The sequence below is a fragment of the Serinicoccus chungangensis genome (assembly GCF_001483745.1).
GTDB classification, from domain to species: domain Bacteria; phylum Actinomycetota; class Actinomycetes; order Actinomycetales; family Dermatophilaceae; genus Ornithinicoccus; species Ornithinicoccus chungangensis_A.
The window spans coordinates 266,892-283,478 of record NZ_LQBL01000002.1 but is presented as its reverse complement, the minus strand read 5'-3'; the positions used below and the strand labels follow the sequence as shown (position 1 = coordinate 283,478).

Sequence of the window (16,587 nt, the reverse complement as noted above, 5' to 3'; positions counted from 1 at the left end):
AGCGGCCTGGGTCAGGCCGCGGCGTCGGTGCGCGTCACGGCTGGTCGGCGGGCTGCGTCGTCTCGGTGCTGTCGGTGTCGCCGTCGGCGCCGACCCCCTCGCCACGGTCCGTCGCCCGGTCCAGCGTCTCCTGGGCGGCGTCGAGCTTGCCCTGGCAGTGGGCGGCCAGCTCCTCGCCGCGCTCCCACAACCCCATGGCCTCCTCCAGCGGCACCTGACCGGACTCGATACGGGACACGAGGGCGACGAGCTCGTCGCGGGCCTGCTCGTAGCTGAGGTCGCCGACCGGGGCGGGGTCGGCGGTCGTCGGGCTGTCGTCAGAAGTCACCGGACCACCGTACGCCGCCGCGAGATGCGCGGGGAGCGAGCGGCGGCCGTCCCAGGGAGCACGTGAGCCTCACCAGCCCCACGCTGCGGTGATGTGTACGTCAGCGGGCGATATAGCCCCCGCGAACGGGCATGTCCCCGCACCGTGCGGCTCCTGTGGCTGCTGTGACTGATGAGACGTGTGCGGTTCGTGGCCGTGCAGCCCGAGCGACCCGAGCAGTACTCGGGGTCGCCGTGGCCCCGGTGGTCGGGGGGCGGGGGCTGCCCTACCTCGTGACGGGGCGGGGGCTGCCCTACCTCGTGACGGGGCGGGGGCTGCCCTACCTCGTGACGGGGCGGACCGCGAAGTCCCCGCGGGCCACCGTCACCCGCAGCACCTCCTCGGCGTCGACCTCCTCCCGGTCGCGCACGATGGTGCCGTCGCCGTGGCGCACCACGGCATACCCCCGCTCCAGGGTGTGCTGCGGCGAGACCGCCCGCAGGTGGCGCAGCAGCTGGTCGCTGCGGTCCCGCTCGCGCTCGAGCCGGGAGGTCAGGGCCGTCCGGCCGCGGGCGTGCAGCTCGGTGACGTCGCGGCGGTGCTGCGCGACGATGGCGGCGCGGTCGGCCATGACCGGGCGGGCCATGAGGTCCTGCAGCCGCTCGCGCTCGCGGGCGAGCCGGCTGAGCAGGGCGCGCCGGCTGCGGGCGGTCACGGTGCGCAGCCCGGCGAGCTCGTCGGCCACGTCGGGGACCACCGCCGCGGCGGCGTGCGTGGGGGTCGACGCTCGCAGGTCGGCCACGAAGTCCAGCAGCGGGGTGTCGCTCTCGTGGCCGATCGCCGACACCACCGGGGTGCGGGCCGCGGCGACGGCGCGGACCAGCGCCTCGTTGGAGAAGGGGAGCAGGTCCTCGAAGGAGCCTCCGCCGCGGGCGATGACGACGACCTCGACGTGGGGGTCGGCATCGAGCTCGCGCAGCGCGGCCGTGACCGCGGTGACCGTCTCGGCGCCCTGCACCGGCACCTGGCGCACCTCCACGACGGCCGCCGGCCAGCGGCGCGCCACGCCGGCCAGGACGTCCCGCTCGGCGGCGGTCGCGCGGCCGGTGATGAGACCGATGCGGCGGGGGAGGAAGGGCAGCGGCCGCTTCCGGGAGGCGTCGAAGACGCCCTCGCTGCGCAGCAGCTGACGCAGGTGCTCGAGCCGGGCGAGGAGCTCGCCCACCCCGACGTGGCGCATCTGCCGCGCCTCCATCTGCAGGCTCCCTCGCTTGGTCCAGAACGTGGGCTTGGCGTGCACGACGACCCGCGCCCCCGTCTCGGCCGGTGCCGGCATGGCGTCGAGCGCCCCGGTCGGGATGGCGACCGACAGCGACATGTCGACGTCGGTGTCGCGCAGGGTCAGGAAGGCGGTGGCCATGCCCGGGCGACGGTTGAGCTGCACGATCTGCCCCTCGACCCAGAGCGGGGACATCTTGTCGACGTAGTCGCTGATCTTCATCGACAGGGTCCGCACCGGCCACGGGGAGGAGGCGGTCGTCTCCCTGGCGGTCTGCGGCAGCTCGGGTGGGGGCACCGCCTCAGGGTATGCCGCGCGCCACGCTGACCGTGGAGGTGCGGCCGAGCGCGCGCCGGCCGGTCACCCAGCGGGCGTCCGGGTGGGAGGGGCAGACTCCCGCCATGGACGCGAGCGAGCCCGGGTCACCGTCACGACCCGCCCTGGTGCTGGTCCACGGCACCCGCATGAGCGCGGCGCAGTGGGAGCCCTACCGGGCCCTGCTCCCCGACGTGGAGCTCGTCACGGTCGACCTGCCCGGCCACGGGGACCGGGTCGGGGAGGAGTTCACCGCGGAGTCCGCGCTCGCGACGATCGACGGGGCCGTGCGGCGGGCGCGGGACGCGGCCGGCGGTGCGCCACCGGTCCTGTGCGGCCACAGCCTGGGCGGGTACCTGTCGATGATGTGGGCCGACCAGCACCCCGGGCAGGTCGGCGGGCTGGTCCTCCTGGGTGCGACGGCCGACCCGCGCAGCCGGCTGGCCGGGGTCTACCGCGGCTTCGCGCGGGTCCTGCCGCTGGTGGGTCCGGACCGGATGGCGCGGGCCGTCAACGCGGTCATGCGCGTGCTCGGGGCCCGGGGCGAGCACGCCCGGCTGCTCCCCGACGGCGCCGCCTACGCGGCCCTGCCCGCCGCCTGGGAGCTGGTGATGTCCACGGCCGGGCCGCAGCTGCTGGCGTCGGTCGACGTGCCGGTGACGCTGCTCAACGGCCAGTTCGACCAGATGCGCCTGCACGTCGACCGGTATGCCGCGGCGTGCCGCCAGGTGCGCGTCGTCACCGTCCCGCGAGCCTCGCACCTGCTCCCGGCCACCCACCCCGACCAGGTGGCGGAGGCGCTCCGCCGGGCGTGGGTGCAGGCCTCGTCGGGCTGACCCGGGGTTCGGGGAGCGTCCAGGGGGAGCACCTAGACTGAGTAGGTGACTTCTGCAACGCCCTCGACCCGACCGACCGAGGCGATCGACGTGCCGGCCGACGCCTCCGCCGCCACCAAGCGGGTGCTGCTGGCGGCGCCCCGTGGCTACTGCGCCGGGGTGGACCGTGCCGTCGTGACGGTGGAGAAGGCCCTGGAGCTCTACGGTCCGCCGGTCTACGTCCGCAAGGAGATCGTGCACAACAAGCACGTGGTGCGGACCCTGGAGAGGCGCGGGGCGATCTTCGTGGAGGAGACCGACGAGGTGCCCGAGGGCGCGCGAGTCATCTTCTCGGCGCACGGCGTCAGCCCCGCCGTGCACCAGGAGGCCGCCCGGCTCTCGTTGCGCACCATCGACGCGACCTGCCCGCTGGTCACCAAGGTGCACCGTGAGGCGGTCCGCTTCGCCGGTGACGACTACGACATCCTCCTCGTGGGCCACGAGGGGCACGAGGAGGTCGAGGGCACCGCCGGCGAGGCGCCCGAGCACATCACCGTCGTCGAGAGCCCCGACCACGTCGACGCGGTGGAGGTCCGGGACCCGGACAAGGTGGTGTGGCTCTCGCAGACCACGCTCAGCGTGGACGAGACCATGGAGACGGTCCGCCGGCTGCGGGAGAAGTTCCCCAACCTCCAGGACCCGCCCAGCGACGACATCTGCTACGCCACCCAGAACCGTCAGGTGGCCGTCAAGCAGATGGCGACCGACTGCGACCTCATGATCGTCGTCGGCTCGCAGAACTCCTCCAACTCCAAGCGGCTCGTCGAGGTCGCGCTGGAGTACGGCTCCCGGGACGGCCACCTCGTCGACTACGCCGACGAGATCGACGAGGCCTGGCTGGAGGGGGTCCGCACCGTGGGGGTCACCAGCGGGGCCAGCGTCCCCGAGGTGCTGGTCCGTGACGTCCTGGACTGGCTGGCCGACCGCGGCTTCGAGGACGTCCAGGCGGTGACCGCGGCCGAGGAGTCCGTCCTCTTCGCGCTGCCGACGGACATCCGTCGCGACCTCAAGGCCGCCGGCCAGGAGGTCAAGAAGGTGCAGCACGACCCCAGCTCGATCCCCAGCGGCCGCGAGGACTCGCTGCGCTGAACCGGGCGGTCACGTCACGGTTGGGTCACGATCCGGCCGTGGCCTCCTGGGTGGCGGCGCGGTCCCAACGCGCGCGTGCGTAGCAGCCGGAGGGTGGCTGGGCAAGCCGGTGCCGCCTCGCCCGTCGGGCAGGCAGGGGGTGCTTATGGTGGTCGGGTGCCCAGGTCCCGTCGGGGGAGACGGAGGGCCTGGCGTCCCGAGGGAGCGCGCAGACCGGCGGCTCCCGCTGAACCGATGAGGAGCTCGTCGTCATGACCGCATCCCGCACCACCCTCCTGGGCGCACTCGCCGCCGCCACCCTCGCCCTGTCCGCGTGTGGTGACGGTGGTGGGTCCGAGGCCGGGGGAGAGCCCCAGCTGGTCGAGGACGGCACCCTGGTCGTCGCCATGAGCGGTGAGTTCCAGCCGTTCAGCTACTTCGAGGGCAACGAGCTCACCGGGTTCGACTACGACATCGGCGCGGCGGTCGCCGAGGAGCTGGGCCTGGAGATGCAGTCCGAGACGGCCGCCTTCGCCTCCCTCATCGGGGGCGTCCAGGCCGACCGGTACGACGTCCTCATCGCCTCCATGACGCCCACGGAGGAGCGGGCGGAGGCGGTCGACTTCACCGGCGGCTACTACAGCTCGGGGGCCCAGGCCTTCGTCCCGACGGGCACCGAGTGCACCGAGATCTCGGAGATGGACGCCCCCACGGTCGGGGTCGCCACCGGCACCACCTACCAGGAGTACCTCGAGGAGGAGGGCGGCGACTGGGTCGGGGAGGTCCGCACCTTCGACTCCGACGTGGTGGCGCTGCGCGACCTCGGCACCGGTCGGCTGGACGCGGTGATGACCGACCGGCTGGTCGGGCTGCACCAGATCGAGGAGGCCGGGCTGGACGTCGTCGAGTGCGGCGACCCCCTCTACACCGAGGAGCCGGCCTTCGCCGTCAAGAAGGGCAACACCGCCCTGGTGGAGGACCTCGACGAGGCGCTCCAGACGATCATCGACGACGGCACCTACGCGGAGATCAGCGAGCGCTACTTCGGCCAGGACATCTCGGGCGACGTCGCCGGCTCGTCCGACGACTGAGGCAGGACCGTGGACTTCGTCTCCCTCTTCGTGGAGTACGCGCCGCTGTTCCTGGAGGCCACCTGGGTCACCCTCAGCCTGACCGCGGTGTCCCTGCTCCTGGCCATGGTGGCGGGAGCGGGCGTCGCCTGGCTGGCGATGAGCGCGGTGCGCCCGCTGCGGTGGCTCGCGACCGCCTACATCGGGCTGGTCCGCGGGACCCCGCTCATCACCCAGATCTTCATCATCTACTTCGGTCTCGCCTACGTGGTCACCCTCCCGGCCTTCTGGGCCGGCGCGCTGGCCCTGGCGTTCCACAACTCGGCCTACATCGCGGAGATCATCCGCTCTGGTTTCCAGGCGGTGCCGAAGGGGCTCACCGAGGCGGCCCGGTCGCTGGGGATGTCGCGGCTGAAGACCCTCAAGCGGGTGCAGGCGCCGCTGGCGCTGCGGACGACCCTGCCGGTGCTGGGGAACCAGTACATCATCGCGGTGAAGGACTCCTCCTTGGTCGCCTTCATCGGGATGACCGAGCTCTTCCGCACCTCGCAGAACATGGCGGCGTCCACCTACCAGCCGCTCACCTCCTACGTGGTGGTGGCCATCTACTACCTCGCCATCGTGCTGGTGCTCACCCTCCTGGTGAACACGCTGGAGGCGCGCCTGTCCAAGCACCGTCGGCCCGAGGTGCAGGCCAAGGCCAAGGTCAAGAGCGAAGGAGCATTCTCATGACGAGCGAGGACCGGACGGCGACGGGCGGGGAGCCCGTCGTGCGCCTGCGCGGCATCGTCAAGGCATTCGGGTCCACCACGGTGCTGGACGGGATCGACCTCGACGTGGCCCGGGGCGAGGTGGTCTGTCTCATCGGTCCCTCCGGTGCCGGGAAGTCGACCCTGCTGCGCTGCATCAACGGGCTCGAGCGGATCACCGGCGGCAGCATCGAGGTCGGTGGCGAGCGGCTGAGCTACGACGAGAAGCACCTGAACGGAATCCGGTCGCGGATCGGGATGGTCTTCCAGTCGTTCAACCTCTTCCCGCACATGACCGTGCGGGAGAACATCTGCGTCGCGCAGCGGGAGGTCCTCGGCCGCGGCGCGGCGGAGGCGCGAGACCGGGCGCACGCTCTCCTCGAGCGGGTCGGCCTGGACCACAAGGCGGAGGCCTACCCGGACAACCTGTCCGGCGGGCAGCAGCAGCGGGTGGCGATCGCCCGGGCGCTCGCCATGGACCCGGCGTTGATGCTCTTCGACGAGCCCACCTCGGCCCTGGACCCCGAGCTGGTGGGGGAGGTCCTCGCGGTGATGAAGGACCTGGCCTCCGAGGGGATGACCATGGTCGTGGTGACCCACGAGATGCGCTTCGCCCGCGACGCGGCCGACCGGGTGGTCCTCCTGGCCGACGGTGGCATCGCCGAGCAGGGGCCGCCCGAGAACGTCCTCCTGCGGCCCAGCAGCGCCCGGGGCCAGGCGTTCCTGCAGGAGATCGGTCAGGCGTAGCGGCTGCGCGGGGGCTCGCCCGCCACGCCGTGACCGGCGTCCGACGCGGAGGGCGGCAGCTCCTCCCGGCTCGGGGTGGCCTCCTCCAGCTCGCCGGCGAGCCACTCCGTGCCCGTCGGCCGGGGAGCGACCTCGACGACGGGCAACGGGTCGTGGGCCGCGTCCACCAGGCCGAGCTCGCTCATCCGTCGCGAGGTGACCATGACCCGGGCCTCCAGGGTGCCGACGAGCTGGTTGTAGGTCTCGACCGAGCGGCGCAGCGCGGAGCCCATCGCGCGGGTGTGCCGGCCCACGGTGCCCAGGCGCTGGTGCAGCTCGGTGCCCAGGGCGAGCAGCTCGCGGGCGTTGCCGGCGAGGGCGTCCTGCTGCCAGGCCAGGGCGGTGGCGCGCAGCACGGCCAGCAGCGTGGCGGGGGAGGCCAGCACCACCTTGCGCGACTGGGCGTGGTCGTAGAGGTCGGGCGCCGCCCGTAGCGCCGCCGCGAGCACGGCGTCGCTGGGCACGAAGCAGATGACCAGCTCGGGCGAGGTCGTGAACGCCGACCAGTAGTCCTTGGCCGCGAGCGCCTCGACGTGCCCGCGCAGCGCCGCGGCGTGGTCGCGCAGGAGGTCGTCGACCCGGTCGGGAGGGCACTCCGGCGCCTGGGCCCGCAGGAAGGCCGACAGCGGCGCCTTGCTGTCCACCACGAGGACCTTGTCCCCGGGCAGCCGGACGACCGCGTCGGGCCGCACCCGGGCGTCGTGCCGGCTCACGGCCCCCACCTGCTCGTCGAAGTCGCACCGGGCCAGCATGCCCGCGTGCTCCATGATTCGGCGCAGCTGCACCTCGCCCCAGGTGCCGCGGGTCCCGGACGCGGACAGCGCGCCGGAGAGGGCAGCCGTCTGCTCCTGCAGCGCCCGGGTCTGCGACACGACCTGGTCGAGGTGCTCGCCCACCTGCCCGAACTGCTCGAGACGGTCCCGCTCGAGGGTGCGCACCTGGCGCTCGACCCGCTCCAGGGCGCTGCGCAACGGCGCCAGCTCGGCGGCGGTGCGCCGGTCGGCCTCGCCCTCCTGCTCGGCGTCGACCAGCGCCTGCTCGAGCTCGGCGGCGCGGGAGCGCTCGCGGTCCCGGTCGGCGTGGGCCAGGGCGACCTCGGTGTCCGCGCGGGCCAGGCGCGCCCCGGTGCGCGAGGACCCGACGAGCCACCCGAGGGCGAGCCCGACGAGGAGGACCAGGACGAGGGGGAGGAGTCCCTGCACGGTGGTGCTCATGCGCACACCGTGGCACGCGGCGCCGACAGACCCGCCGACCGACCCGCGGCGGGCCGGTCGGCCCTGGTCCGGGGGGCCGGGCGGGCGGTGGCCCGGGCCGCCTCGTTGACAACGGGAGGCGGGCCGCACACCTTGAGCGAAACATGAATCACCTTTCATGTTGGCCCGCACGAAGGAGTGTCCGAGGTGTCCGCACGTCCCCTGATCGCCCTCATGTCCGCGACCGCCGTCCTCGCCGTGGCCGGGTGCGCGCCCTCGAGCCCCGAGGGGGGTGACGGAGGCGAGGCGGCCGGCGGGGAGGAGTCGTCGGGAGGCACCGCCTCGGTCGGCATCATCTACTCCGAGACCGGGCCGCTGGCCGCCTACGGCGAGCAGTACCGGCAGGGCCTGGAGGCCGGCATCGACCACGCCACCGACGGCACCGGCGAGGTCGACGGCACGACCATCGAGCTGGAGTACCGCGACGACGCGGGCAACCCCGACACCGCCGTGGCCGCCGCCAAGGACCTCATCGGCCAGGACTACCGCATCCTCGGGGGGACCGTGGTCTCGGGCATCGCGACGGCGATGGCCGAGCAGGCCGCCCAGAACGAGGTCCTCTACATCTCCGGTCCTGCGGCGACGGACGCCATCACGGGGGTCAACGAGTTCACCTTCCGCTCGGGGCGCCAGAGCTTCCAGGACGTCGCGACCGCGGGTGCCATGCTCGACGACGAGTCCGGCAGGGTGGTCGTCCTGGCCCAGGACAACGCCTTCGGCCAGGGCAACCTGGCCGCCGTGGAGGCCGTGCTGGGTGCCGAGGGTGCGGACGTGACCAGCGTGCTCGTCCCCGAGGACGCGACCGAGTTCACCGGCTTCGCCCGTCAGGTCGTCGACGAGGACCCCGACCTCATCTTCGTGGCGTGGGCGGGGGCCACCGCGGGCACCATGTGGCAGTCCCTCTCCCAGCAGGACGTCTTCGACGCGGCCCCGGTCGTCACCGGCCTGGCCGACTCGGCCACCTTCGCCGCCTACGGCGACGCGGGGGAGCAGATCTCCTTCCTGTCGCACTACTTCCCCTCGGCGACCGACAACGAGGTCAACCAGGCCCTCGTGGACCACGTGACCGAGGCCGGCGGCACCCCCGACCTGTTCACCGTGGACGGCTTCGTGGCCGGCCAGATGATCGTGCACGCCGTCGCCGAGGGCGGGGACGACGTCCAGGCCATGGTCGACGCGCTCGAGGGCTGGGAGTTCGAGGGCCCCAAGGGCACCACGACCGTCCGCGAGGGAGACCACGCGCTGGTCCAGGACATGTTCACGGCCCGCCTCGTGCAGGACGGGGACGCGTGGGTGCCCGAGGTCATCGACACGGTCCCCGCCGACGAGGTGGCGCCGCCGGAGGCCTCGGGCGAGTGAGCGCCCCCACCCGACCGGGTCCGGCGCCGGGGGCGGCGGACGGCGACGCGGCCCCCGCCCTGGAGGTCCGGGACCTCTCGCTGCGCATCGGTGGCGCGCAGATCCTGGAGGACATCACCTTCTCCGTCCCCACCGGGCAGATCGTGGGCGTCATCGGCCCCAACGGCGCCGGCAAGACGACGCTGTTCAACCTCGTCTCCGGCGTGCACCAGCCGACGTCCGGCCAGGTGCTGCTCGCCGGCCGGGACGTGACCCGCGTCAGCATCACCCGGCGTGCGGTGGCCGGCCTGGGCCGCACCTTTCAGACCTCCTCGATCTTCCCCGGCCTCACCGTGCACGAGAACGCCCGCCTGGCGGCGCAGGTGACCCGGGGTCGCGCGCTCTCGCTCGTCAGCCGGCCCCGCGCCGGGGACGCCGCCTCGCGGCGGGCCGACGAGCTCCTCGAGGAGGTGGGGCTGGCGCACCGGGCCGGGCACCGCGCCGCGGACCTGCCGCACGGCGACAAGCGCAAGCTCGAGATCGCCATGCTGCTGGCGACGGACCCGCAGGTGGTCCTGCTCGACGAGCCCATGGCGGGCGTGGCCTCCGGCGACGTGCCCGGCCTCACCGAGGTGATCCGCGGGCTGCACCGCGACCACGGCTGCACGGTGCTCATGGTCGAGCACCACATGGAGGTGCTGCTGGGCCTGGTCGAACGGGTCGCCGTCCTCCACTTCGGCCACCTCCTGGCCCTGGACACGCCGGAGGCGGTCATGGCCGACCCGACCGTCCAGAGCGCCTACCTCGGGGAGTCGGTATGACGAGCACGTCGCCCCGCGAGGACACCCGGGCGGGCACCCCGTCCACGGCCCACCCGGTCCTGCGGGTGCGCGACCTGAGCGCGCACGTGGCCGGCCAGCAGGTCGTCGAGCACGTCGACCTCGACGTCGCACCGGTCGACGTCACGGCGCTGCTGGGCCGCAACGGCGTGGGCAAGACCTCCACCATCAAGGCCGTCCTCGGCCTCGTCGGACGCTCCGGCACCGTCGAGCTGGACGGCACCGACCTCGTGACCCTGCCCACCCACCTCGTCGTCCGGCGCGGGGTCGGCTACGTCCCCGAGGACCGGGAGGTCTTCGCCGGGCTCACCGTCACCGACAACCTGCGGCTGGCCGAGCGGCGCGGCAGCGAGCACCGCTACGACCTCGTCTACGACCTCTTCCCCGAGCTGGAGCAGCGGGGCGCCCAGGCGGCCGGGACGCTGTCGGGCGGGCAGCAGCAGATGGTCTCCCTGGCCCGCGCCCTCCTCAACGAGAACCGGGTCCTGCTCGTCGACGAGCCGACCAAGGGGCTGGCGCCCCGGCTCGTCCAGGAGGTCAGCCGCGTGCTCGCCCGGGCCGCGCAGGTGGCCCCCATCCTGCTCGTGGAGCAGAACCTGCAGGTCGTCCGCGACCTGGCGGAGCACGCCGTGGTGCTGACCGACGGGCGCAGCGTCCACCACGGTCCCGCCGCCGACCTGCTGGCCGACGAGGAGCTCACCCAGCGCCTCCTCGGGGTCCACGCCGACACCGGTCCCGACAGCGCCCCGCGACGGGCCGACGACGAGGAGGGGCCCGCGTGAGCACCGTCGTCCTGCTGCTCTTCACGGGGGTGGGGCTGGGGGCCATCTACTTCCTGGTCGCCTCCGGGCTCTCCCTCATCTACGGCCTCATGCACGTCCTCAACTTCGCCCACGGCGTCTTCCTCTCGCTGGGCGCCTTCCTCGGCTTCGAGGTGGCCTCCCGGCTGGGAGCGACGACGTGGACCGGCTTCGCCGCGTCGCTGCTCGTCGGGGCCCTGGCCGGCGCCCTCTTCGCGGCGCTGACCGAGCGGCTGCTCGTGCAGCGCCTCTACGAGCGGCACATCGAGCAGGTGCTGGTCACCGTCGGGCTCGGCCTGGCCGCGGTCGCCCTCTTCGACGGCATCTGGGGTACCGACCCGAGGTTCATCACCGGGCCGTCCTGGATGGGCCGCACGACAGCCGTCCTCGGCGCCAACGTGCCCAACGACCGCTTCGTGGCGATCCTCGTCGCCGGGCTGGTGCTGCTCGGGATGGTGCTGTTCCTGCAGCGCACCCGCTACGGCATGATCATCCAAGCCGGGGTGGAGAACCGCGCGATGGTGACCGCCCTCGGCATCGACGTCCGCACCGCCTTCACCCTCGTCTTCACCATCGGCGGCATCGCCGCAGGCCTCGGGGGTGTCCTGGCCAGCCACTACTTCGGCTACGTCTCCCCGCTGCTCGGCCAGACCCTGCTCATCTTCGCCTTCATCGTCACCGTCATCGGCGGGCTCGGGAGCCTCACCGGCGCGGCGATCGCCTCCGTGCTGGTGGCGCTCCTGCAGCAGTTCGCCAACTACTACCTCTGGGGCACCGGCGACCTCGCCGTCGTCGTGCTGCTGGCCGTGGTGCTCCTGACCCGGCCCTCCGGACTGATGGGGAGGCGCGCATGAGCCCGTCGACACCCGCGAGCGGGACGGCATACCGGGGCGGCGCCCGCGCCTGGGCCGGCCGGCTGACGCCCCCCGCCCTCGTGCTGCTGCTCGCCTGCCTGCCGCTGCTCGACCTGCGCCTGCCAGGGGTGCTGCCCGGACCGACCTACACCCCGGGCACCCTGCACCTGCTGGCGCTCGCCATGGTCATGGCCGCCCTGGCGCTGTCCTACCACCTGCTGCTCGGGGTCGCCGGGCTGCTCTCCTTCGGCCACGCGCTCTACTTCGGGCTGGGGGCCTACCTGCTGGGCATCGTCATGTCCGAGCTGGAGCTGGGCCTCGTGCCGTCGGTCCTCGTGGTCCTGGTGGCCGGTGTCGTCATCTCCCTCCTCCTCGGCGCCGTCAGCCTGCGGATGACCGGCATCCCCTTCGCGATGGTCACCCTGGCCTTCGCCCAGGCCGGGTCGGTGCTGGTCCGCCGCGACCCCGGCCGGGTCACCGGCGGCGAGGAGGGGCTGCGGCTCCCGACCGAGCAGGTGCCGGACGCGCTGGTGGGCGTCGCCGACACGCGCAACCTCTACTGGCTCGCGCTGGCCGCCCTCGTGCTGGCCTTCCTGCTCGTCTCCTGGGTGCAGGGCAGCCGGGCCGGGCACGTGGCGGCGGCCGTGCGCGAGAACGAGCTGCGCGTCCGGGTGCTCGGGATGCGGCCGTTCCTCGTCAAGCTGGCCATCTTCGTGGCCGCGTCGGTCATCGCCGTCGGCATGGGCATGGTCCACCTGCTGCTCAACTCCGGCGCGGTCCCCCACATCGTCAGCGCCGAGCTCACCATCTCGCTGCTCCTCATGGTCGTCATCGGCGGCGTCGGCTCCCGGTGGGGCGCGGTCGCGGGGGCGGTCCTCTACGTCCTGCTCAACCAGCGCCTCACCGTGCTGGCCCAGGCGCCGTGGGTGCACGACCTCCCGGCGCCGCTGCGGATCCCGCTCTCGGAGCCGATGTTCGTCCTCGGCACCCTCTTCGTCCTCGTCGTCCTGTTCCTGCCCGGCGGCCTCGCCGGGACGGTCGCGCGGGTCCGCCGGTGGCGCGGTGCGGCCGGGTCTGGCGGGTCGACCGAGGGTGCTGACAGGCTGGAGGACGTGGACGACGAGCAGCAGGTGGCGACGGCCGGCGGTTCCCGCGCATGAGCGCGACGACGCCGGGGGGCGCACCGGCCGACGGGCAGCACACCCTGGGCCGCTGGCCGGCGGACCGGGCCCGCATCGCGCCGGCCCACCCGGCGATCGTCGACCGCGGGGTCGCGCTGAGCTACGGCGAGCTCGAGCACCGGGTGCAGCAGCTGGCCGCCCTCCTGCGCGGATCCGGGATCGGACGGGGGACGCGGGTGGCCACCCTCGTCGGCAACAGCGCGGACCACGTGGTCCTGCTCTTCGCCTGCGCCCGGGTCGGGGCCGCGCTCGCACCGCTGTCCTGGCGCCTGGCCCCGGTCGAGCTGGCCCGCCAGGTGCGCCTGCTCGACCCGGTCCTGCTCGTCGCCGAGGAGGAGACCGGGTCCCTGACCCGCGAGCTGGGTGCGTTGCTCTTGCAGCCGGTGCCCACGGCATACCTCACCGACCTGGCGCGCCCGGGGGTGCTGGACGCGCTCACCCGGCGTTCCCCGGCACCCGTGGAGCCGGTGCAGGACGAGGACGCGCTGCTCGTCGTCTTCACCTCGGGCAGCTCCAGCGAGCCCAAGGCCGCGGTCCTGTCCCACCGCACCTGCTGGTGGACCAACCTGTCCCTGTCACGGACGCTGGAGCTCACCGAGCGCGACGTCGTGCTGTCGGTGCTGCCGCAGTTCCACGCCGGGGGGTGGAACATCCAGCCGCTGCTCGCCTGGTGGACCGGCGCCACCGTCGTGCTGGAGCGCACCTTCGACCCCGGCCGCGTGCTGAGCCTCGTCCCCGAGCACCGGGTCAGCACGATGATGGGGGTGCCGACCCACTACCTCCTGCTCGCCGAGCACCCGGCCTTCGCCGACGCCGACCTCTCCAGCCTGCGCAGCGCCGTCGTGGGCGGTGCGCCGATGCCGCCACCCCTGCTGCGCACCTTCCACGCGCGCGGGGTCGCGCTCACGCAGGGCTACGGGCTGACCGAGGCCGGGCCCAACGTCCTGTGCCTGCCCCCGCACGAGGCCGCCCGGCGCGCCGGGTGGGCCGGCGTGGCCTACCCGCACGTCGAGGTCGCGCTCGCCGACCCGGCCACCGGGGAGCGGGTCGTGGGGGCGGGCACCGGCGAGTTGCTGGTGGCCGGGTCGGGGCTGTTCTCCGGCTACCTGCACGACGAGGAGGCCACCGCGGCGGTCCTGCACGACGGGTGGCTGTGGACCGGGGACGTCGCCACCCGGGACGAGGACGGCTACCTGCGGATCGTGGACCGGCTGCGCAACATCTACATCAGCGGCGGGGAGAACGTCGCCCCCGCGGAGGTGGAGGCCGCGCTGCGCCGGCACCCGGCGGTCGCTGCTGCGGCGGTCGTCGGCGTCCCGCACGAGCGCTGGGGCGAGGTCGGTGTCGCCGCGGTCGTCCTGCGACCCGGGGTCGCCACCGACGAGCACGACCTCGTCGAGCACTGCCGCGGCCTGCTGGCCTCGTTCAAGGTGCCCGACCGGGTCGTCGCGGTCCCCGGGCTGCCGACCGTTGGGATCGGCAAGACCGACCAGGGGGCGGTGCGCGCGCTCGTGGCGCACGCCCTGCGGCAGGAGGCGGACCGGTGAGCCTCGGGGAGACCACCCCGCGACCCGCCCCCCGCACCCCCCGGGGTGCCCGCACCCGGGCCAGGCTCCTGCAGGCCGCGGAGGACGTCTTCGCGACGGTCGGCTACCCGGACGCCTCGATCGTGCGCATCACCGAGCTGGCCGGAGTGGCGCTGGGCACGTTCTACGTCCACTTCACCGGCAAGAAGGAGATCTTCGACGAGGTCGTGCGCGACCTGTCCCGGCGGGTCCGCCAGGCGATGAGCGAGGCGTCCTCGGCGGCGCCGGACCGGCTGCAGGCCGAGCGCGCGGGCTTCCGCGCCTTCTTCGCCTTCACCGCGGAGCACCCGGCGCTCTACCGCATCATCCGGCAGGCCGAGTTCGTCTCGCCCGAGGTGATGCGCACGCACTACGACGACATCTGCTCGGGGTATGCCGCGGGCCTGGAGTCGGCGATGGGGCGCGGCGAGATCCGTGGTCTCGACCCGGAGGTGGCGGCCTGGGCGCTCATGGGCGCCGGCGAGCTCATCGGCATGCGCTGGGTGCTGTGGGAGCAGGACGGGCGGATCCCGGAGCCCGTCTTCGAGCAGCTCATGGCCTTGATCGAGGGCGCGCTGGCGCCAACCCCGACGACGGACGGAGAGCGGACATGACCCGGACAGCGATCGTGACCGGTGGGGCGAGCGGCATCGGTGCCGCGGTCGCCCGCCGGCTGGCGGCGGACGGCCTGGACGTCGTCGTCGCCGACCGGGACGAGCGGGGGGCGGCGGCGCTCGCCGAGGAGATCGGCGCCCGCCCCTGGACGGTGGACCTGTCGGACACCGCGACGCTGGAGTCGAGAGCCGTCGACTGCGACGTGCTCGTCAACAACGCCGGGGTGCAGCGGGTGGCACCGGTCCACGAGCTCGCACCCGAGGACTTCCGGCTGATCCACCGCCTCATGCTCGAGGCGCCCTTCCTGCTGGCGCGGGCCGCGCTGCCGGGGATGTATGCCCGGGGCTGGGGCCGGGTCGTCAACGTCTCCTCGGCGCACGGGCTGCGGGCCTCGGCGTTCAAGTCGGCCTACGTCTCGGCCAAGCACGGGCTCGAGGGGCTCTCCAAGGTCATCGCGCTGGAGGGGGCCGGGCACGGGGTGACGAGCAACTGCGTCAACCCGGGCTATGTCCGCACGCCGCTGGTGGAGGCGCAGATCGCCGACCAGGCGGCCACCCACGGGATCGGCGAGGACGAGGTGGTCGAGAAGATCATGCTGACCCGCTCCGCGGTCAAGCGCCTCGTCGAGCCGGAGGAGGTCGCCTCCCTGGTGGCCTACCTCGTCTCCGACGACGCGGCCATGGTCACGGGCACGTCATCCACCATGGACGGGGGGTGGACGGCCCAGTGAGCACCACGACCCAGCAGCTGCCGGAGAGCGTCTCCGCCGTCCTCGGCCCCCGCTACCGCGCGGTCGCGGTGCCGGTCGACGGGGGAGACCTGCACGTCGGCGTGTGGGAGCCCGAGGACGCTGCCGCCACGGGCGCGGCGACGCCCACCGCGGTGCTGACCCACGGCATCACCGCCTCCCACGTCTCCTGGGCGGCCCTCGCCCGGGCCCTGCCCGGGGTGCGCCTCGTCGCCCCCGACCTGCGGGGGCGGGGACGCTCCCGCGACCTCCCGGCGCCCTACGGCATGCCGCGGCACGCCGACGACGTGGCGGCCGCCCTCGACCACCTGGGTGTGCGCGACGCGGTCGCGGTCGGGCACTCGATGGGGGCCTTCGTCGCGCTCGTGCTGGCCGACCGGCACCCGCACCTGGTGCGCAGCCTGCACCTGGTCGACGGGGGTATGCCGTTGCTCCCGCCGCCGGGGGTCGCGCCGCAGGACGTGGCGGCCGCGGTGCTGGGGCCGGCCGCGGACCGGCTGCGGATGACCTTCCCCAGCCGCACGGCATACCGGGAGTTCTGGTCCGACCACCCGGCCCTGGGGCCGTACCGGGACGAGGTCGTCACGGCCTACGTCGACTACGACCTGGTGGGGGAGGAGCCGGAGCTCTCGCCCGCGACCCGGCCGGCGGCGCTGGAGGAGGACATCCGCGACCTCGTCGACGGCGCGTCCGTCCAGGCGTCGCTGCAGGGCGTCCCGGCGCGGCCGGTGACGTGGTACGTCGCGCCCCGCGGGCTCATGGACGAGGTGCCGCCGCTCTACCCGGACGCGGCCCGGGAGCGGTGGACGCGCGAGCTTCCCACGCTGCGGCTGGTGGCCGTCGACGACGTCAACCACTACACCGTCGTGCTCGGCGCGCACGGTGTGCGGCAGCTGCTGCCGCACCTGGAGGCGGACCTGCGGTGAGGCCGCAGGCCGACGTCAC

At 73.8% G+C, this 16,587-nt stretch carries 17 protein-coding genes; 14 read left to right on the top strand and 3 right to left on the bottom strand.

All coding sequences use genetic code 11. The features are described from left to right. Positions 1-34 precede the first annotated feature (34 nt). Complete coding sequence (locus AVL62_RS01575; protein ID WP_058889921.1) at positions 35-328, bottom strand: exodeoxyribonuclease VII small subunit; 294 nt, start codon at positions 326-328, stop codon at positions 35-37. Positions 329-647: 319 nt separating this feature from the next. Beyond that, the gene (gene xseA, locus AVL62_RS01570) at positions 648-1,883 is read right to left on the bottom strand and encodes an exodeoxyribonuclease VII large subunit (RefSeq protein WP_083518583.1); all 1,236 of its coding nucleotides are present in this window, start codon (positions 1,881-1,883) and stop codon (positions 648-650) included. An 11-nt stretch (positions 1,884-1,894) separates the two neighbouring features. On the opposite strand from xseA, the gene AVL62_RS01565 reads away from it, so the two are divergent. The 5 genes from AVL62_RS01565 to AVL62_RS01545 all read left to right on the top strand — a co-directional run bounded on the left by AVL62_RS01565 (position 1,895) and on the right by AVL62_RS01545 (position 6,410). Continuing rightward, the gene (locus tag AVL62_RS01565) at positions 1,895-2,737 is read left to right on the top strand and encodes an alpha/beta fold hydrolase (RefSeq protein ID WP_083518589.1); all 843 of its coding nucleotides are present in this window, start codon (positions 1,895-1,897) and stop codon (positions 2,735-2,737) included. Positions 2,738-2,821: 84 nt separating this feature from the next. Further along, entirely contained in the window at positions 2,822-3,865 is a 1,044-nt protein-coding gene (locus AVL62_RS01560; protein WP_419177477.1) for a 4-hydroxy-3-methylbut-2-enyl diphosphate reductase, read from the top strand. A 251-nt stretch (positions 3,866-4,116) separates the two neighbouring features. Next, positions 4,117-4,935: a transporter substrate-binding domain-containing protein gene (locus tag AVL62_RS01555; RefSeq protein WP_058889918.1), complete on the top strand. Its 819-nt coding sequence runs from the start codon at positions 4,117-4,119 to the stop codon at positions 4,933-4,935. A gap of 9 nt (positions 4,936-4,944) precedes the next feature. Then, positions 4,945-5,646: an amino acid ABC transporter permease gene (locus tag AVL62_RS01550; protein ID WP_058889917.1), complete on the top strand. Its 702-nt coding sequence runs from the start codon at positions 4,945-4,947 to the stop codon at positions 5,644-5,646. Then, positions 5,643-6,410 (top strand): amino acid ABC transporter ATP-binding protein, encoded by a 768-nt coding sequence (locus AVL62_RS01545; RefSeq protein WP_058889916.1) that lies wholly within the window; start codon positions 5,643-5,645, stop codon positions 6,408-6,410. Before AVL62_RS01550 ends, AVL62_RS01545 begins: the two co-directional genes overlap by 4 nt. On the opposite strand, the gene AVL62_RS01540 is transcribed toward AVL62_RS01545, so the two are convergent. Then, positions 6,401-7,663: a DNA recombination protein RmuC gene (locus AVL62_RS01540; RefSeq protein ID WP_083518582.1), complete on the bottom strand. Its 1,263-nt coding sequence runs from the start codon at positions 7,661-7,663 to the stop codon at positions 6,401-6,403. The two genes, AVL62_RS01545 and AVL62_RS01540, sit on opposite strands and share 10 nt — an antisense overlap. 186 nt (positions 7,664-7,849) lie before the next feature. Here AVL62_RS01540 and AVL62_RS01535 point away from each other — a divergent pair, with 186 nt between their 5' ends. From AVL62_RS01535 to AVL62_RS01495, 9 genes are read left to right on the top strand one after another with little or no spacing between them, the layout of a single operon-like run. Beyond that, entirely contained in the window at positions 7,850-9,061 is a 1,212-nt protein-coding gene (locus AVL62_RS01535; RefSeq protein ID WP_419177475.1) for a substrate-binding domain-containing protein, read from the top strand. Further along, positions 9,058-9,861: an ABC transporter ATP-binding protein gene (locus AVL62_RS01530; protein WP_058889915.1), complete on the top strand. Its 804-nt coding sequence runs from the start codon at positions 9,058-9,060 to the stop codon at positions 9,859-9,861. Before AVL62_RS01535 ends, AVL62_RS01530 begins: the two co-directional genes overlap by 4 nt. Beyond that, positions 9,858-10,661 carry an ABC transporter ATP-binding protein gene (locus AVL62_RS01525; RefSeq protein ID WP_058889914.1) on the top strand — a complete coding sequence of 268 codons (804 nt, stop codon included), beginning with the start codon at positions 9,858-9,860 and terminating at the stop codon, positions 10,659-10,661. The genes AVL62_RS01530 and AVL62_RS01525 overlap by 4 nt, the downstream gene beginning before the upstream one ends. Next, the gene (locus AVL62_RS01520) at positions 10,658-11,533 is read left to right on the top strand and encodes a branched-chain amino acid ABC transporter permease (protein ID WP_058889913.1); all 876 of its coding nucleotides are present in this window, start codon (positions 10,658-10,660) and stop codon (positions 11,531-11,533) included. Before AVL62_RS01525 ends, AVL62_RS01520 begins: the two co-directional genes overlap by 4 nt. Continuing rightward, complete coding sequence (locus AVL62_RS01515; protein ID WP_083518581.1) at positions 11,530-12,693, top strand: branched-chain amino acid ABC transporter permease; 1,164 nt, start codon at positions 11,530-11,532, stop codon at positions 12,691-12,693. The genes AVL62_RS01520 and AVL62_RS01515 overlap by 4 nt, the downstream gene beginning before the upstream one ends. Next, positions 12,690-14,261 (top strand): class I adenylate-forming enzyme family protein, encoded by a 1,572-nt coding sequence (locus tag AVL62_RS01510; protein ID WP_058889912.1) that lies wholly within the window; start codon positions 12,690-12,692, stop codon positions 14,259-14,261. The genes AVL62_RS01515 and AVL62_RS01510 overlap by 4 nt, the downstream gene beginning before the upstream one ends. After that, complete coding sequence (locus tag AVL62_RS01505; protein WP_058889911.1) at positions 14,258-14,893, top strand: TetR/AcrR family transcriptional regulator; 636 nt, start codon at positions 14,258-14,260, stop codon at positions 14,891-14,893. Before AVL62_RS01510 ends, AVL62_RS01505 begins: the two co-directional genes overlap by 4 nt. Beyond that, complete coding sequence (locus AVL62_RS01500) at positions 14,890-15,624, top strand: 3-hydroxybutyrate dehydrogenase (protein ID WP_058889910.1); 735 nt, start codon at positions 14,890-14,892, stop codon at positions 15,622-15,624. Before AVL62_RS01505 ends, AVL62_RS01500 begins: the two co-directional genes overlap by 4 nt. Beyond that, entirely contained in the window at positions 15,621-16,568 is a 948-nt protein-coding gene (locus tag AVL62_RS01495) for an alpha/beta hydrolase (RefSeq protein ID WP_235585453.1), read from the top strand. The genes AVL62_RS01500 and AVL62_RS01495 overlap by 4 nt, the downstream gene beginning before the upstream one ends. The last annotated feature ends 19 nt before the right edge of the window (positions 16,569-16,587 follow it).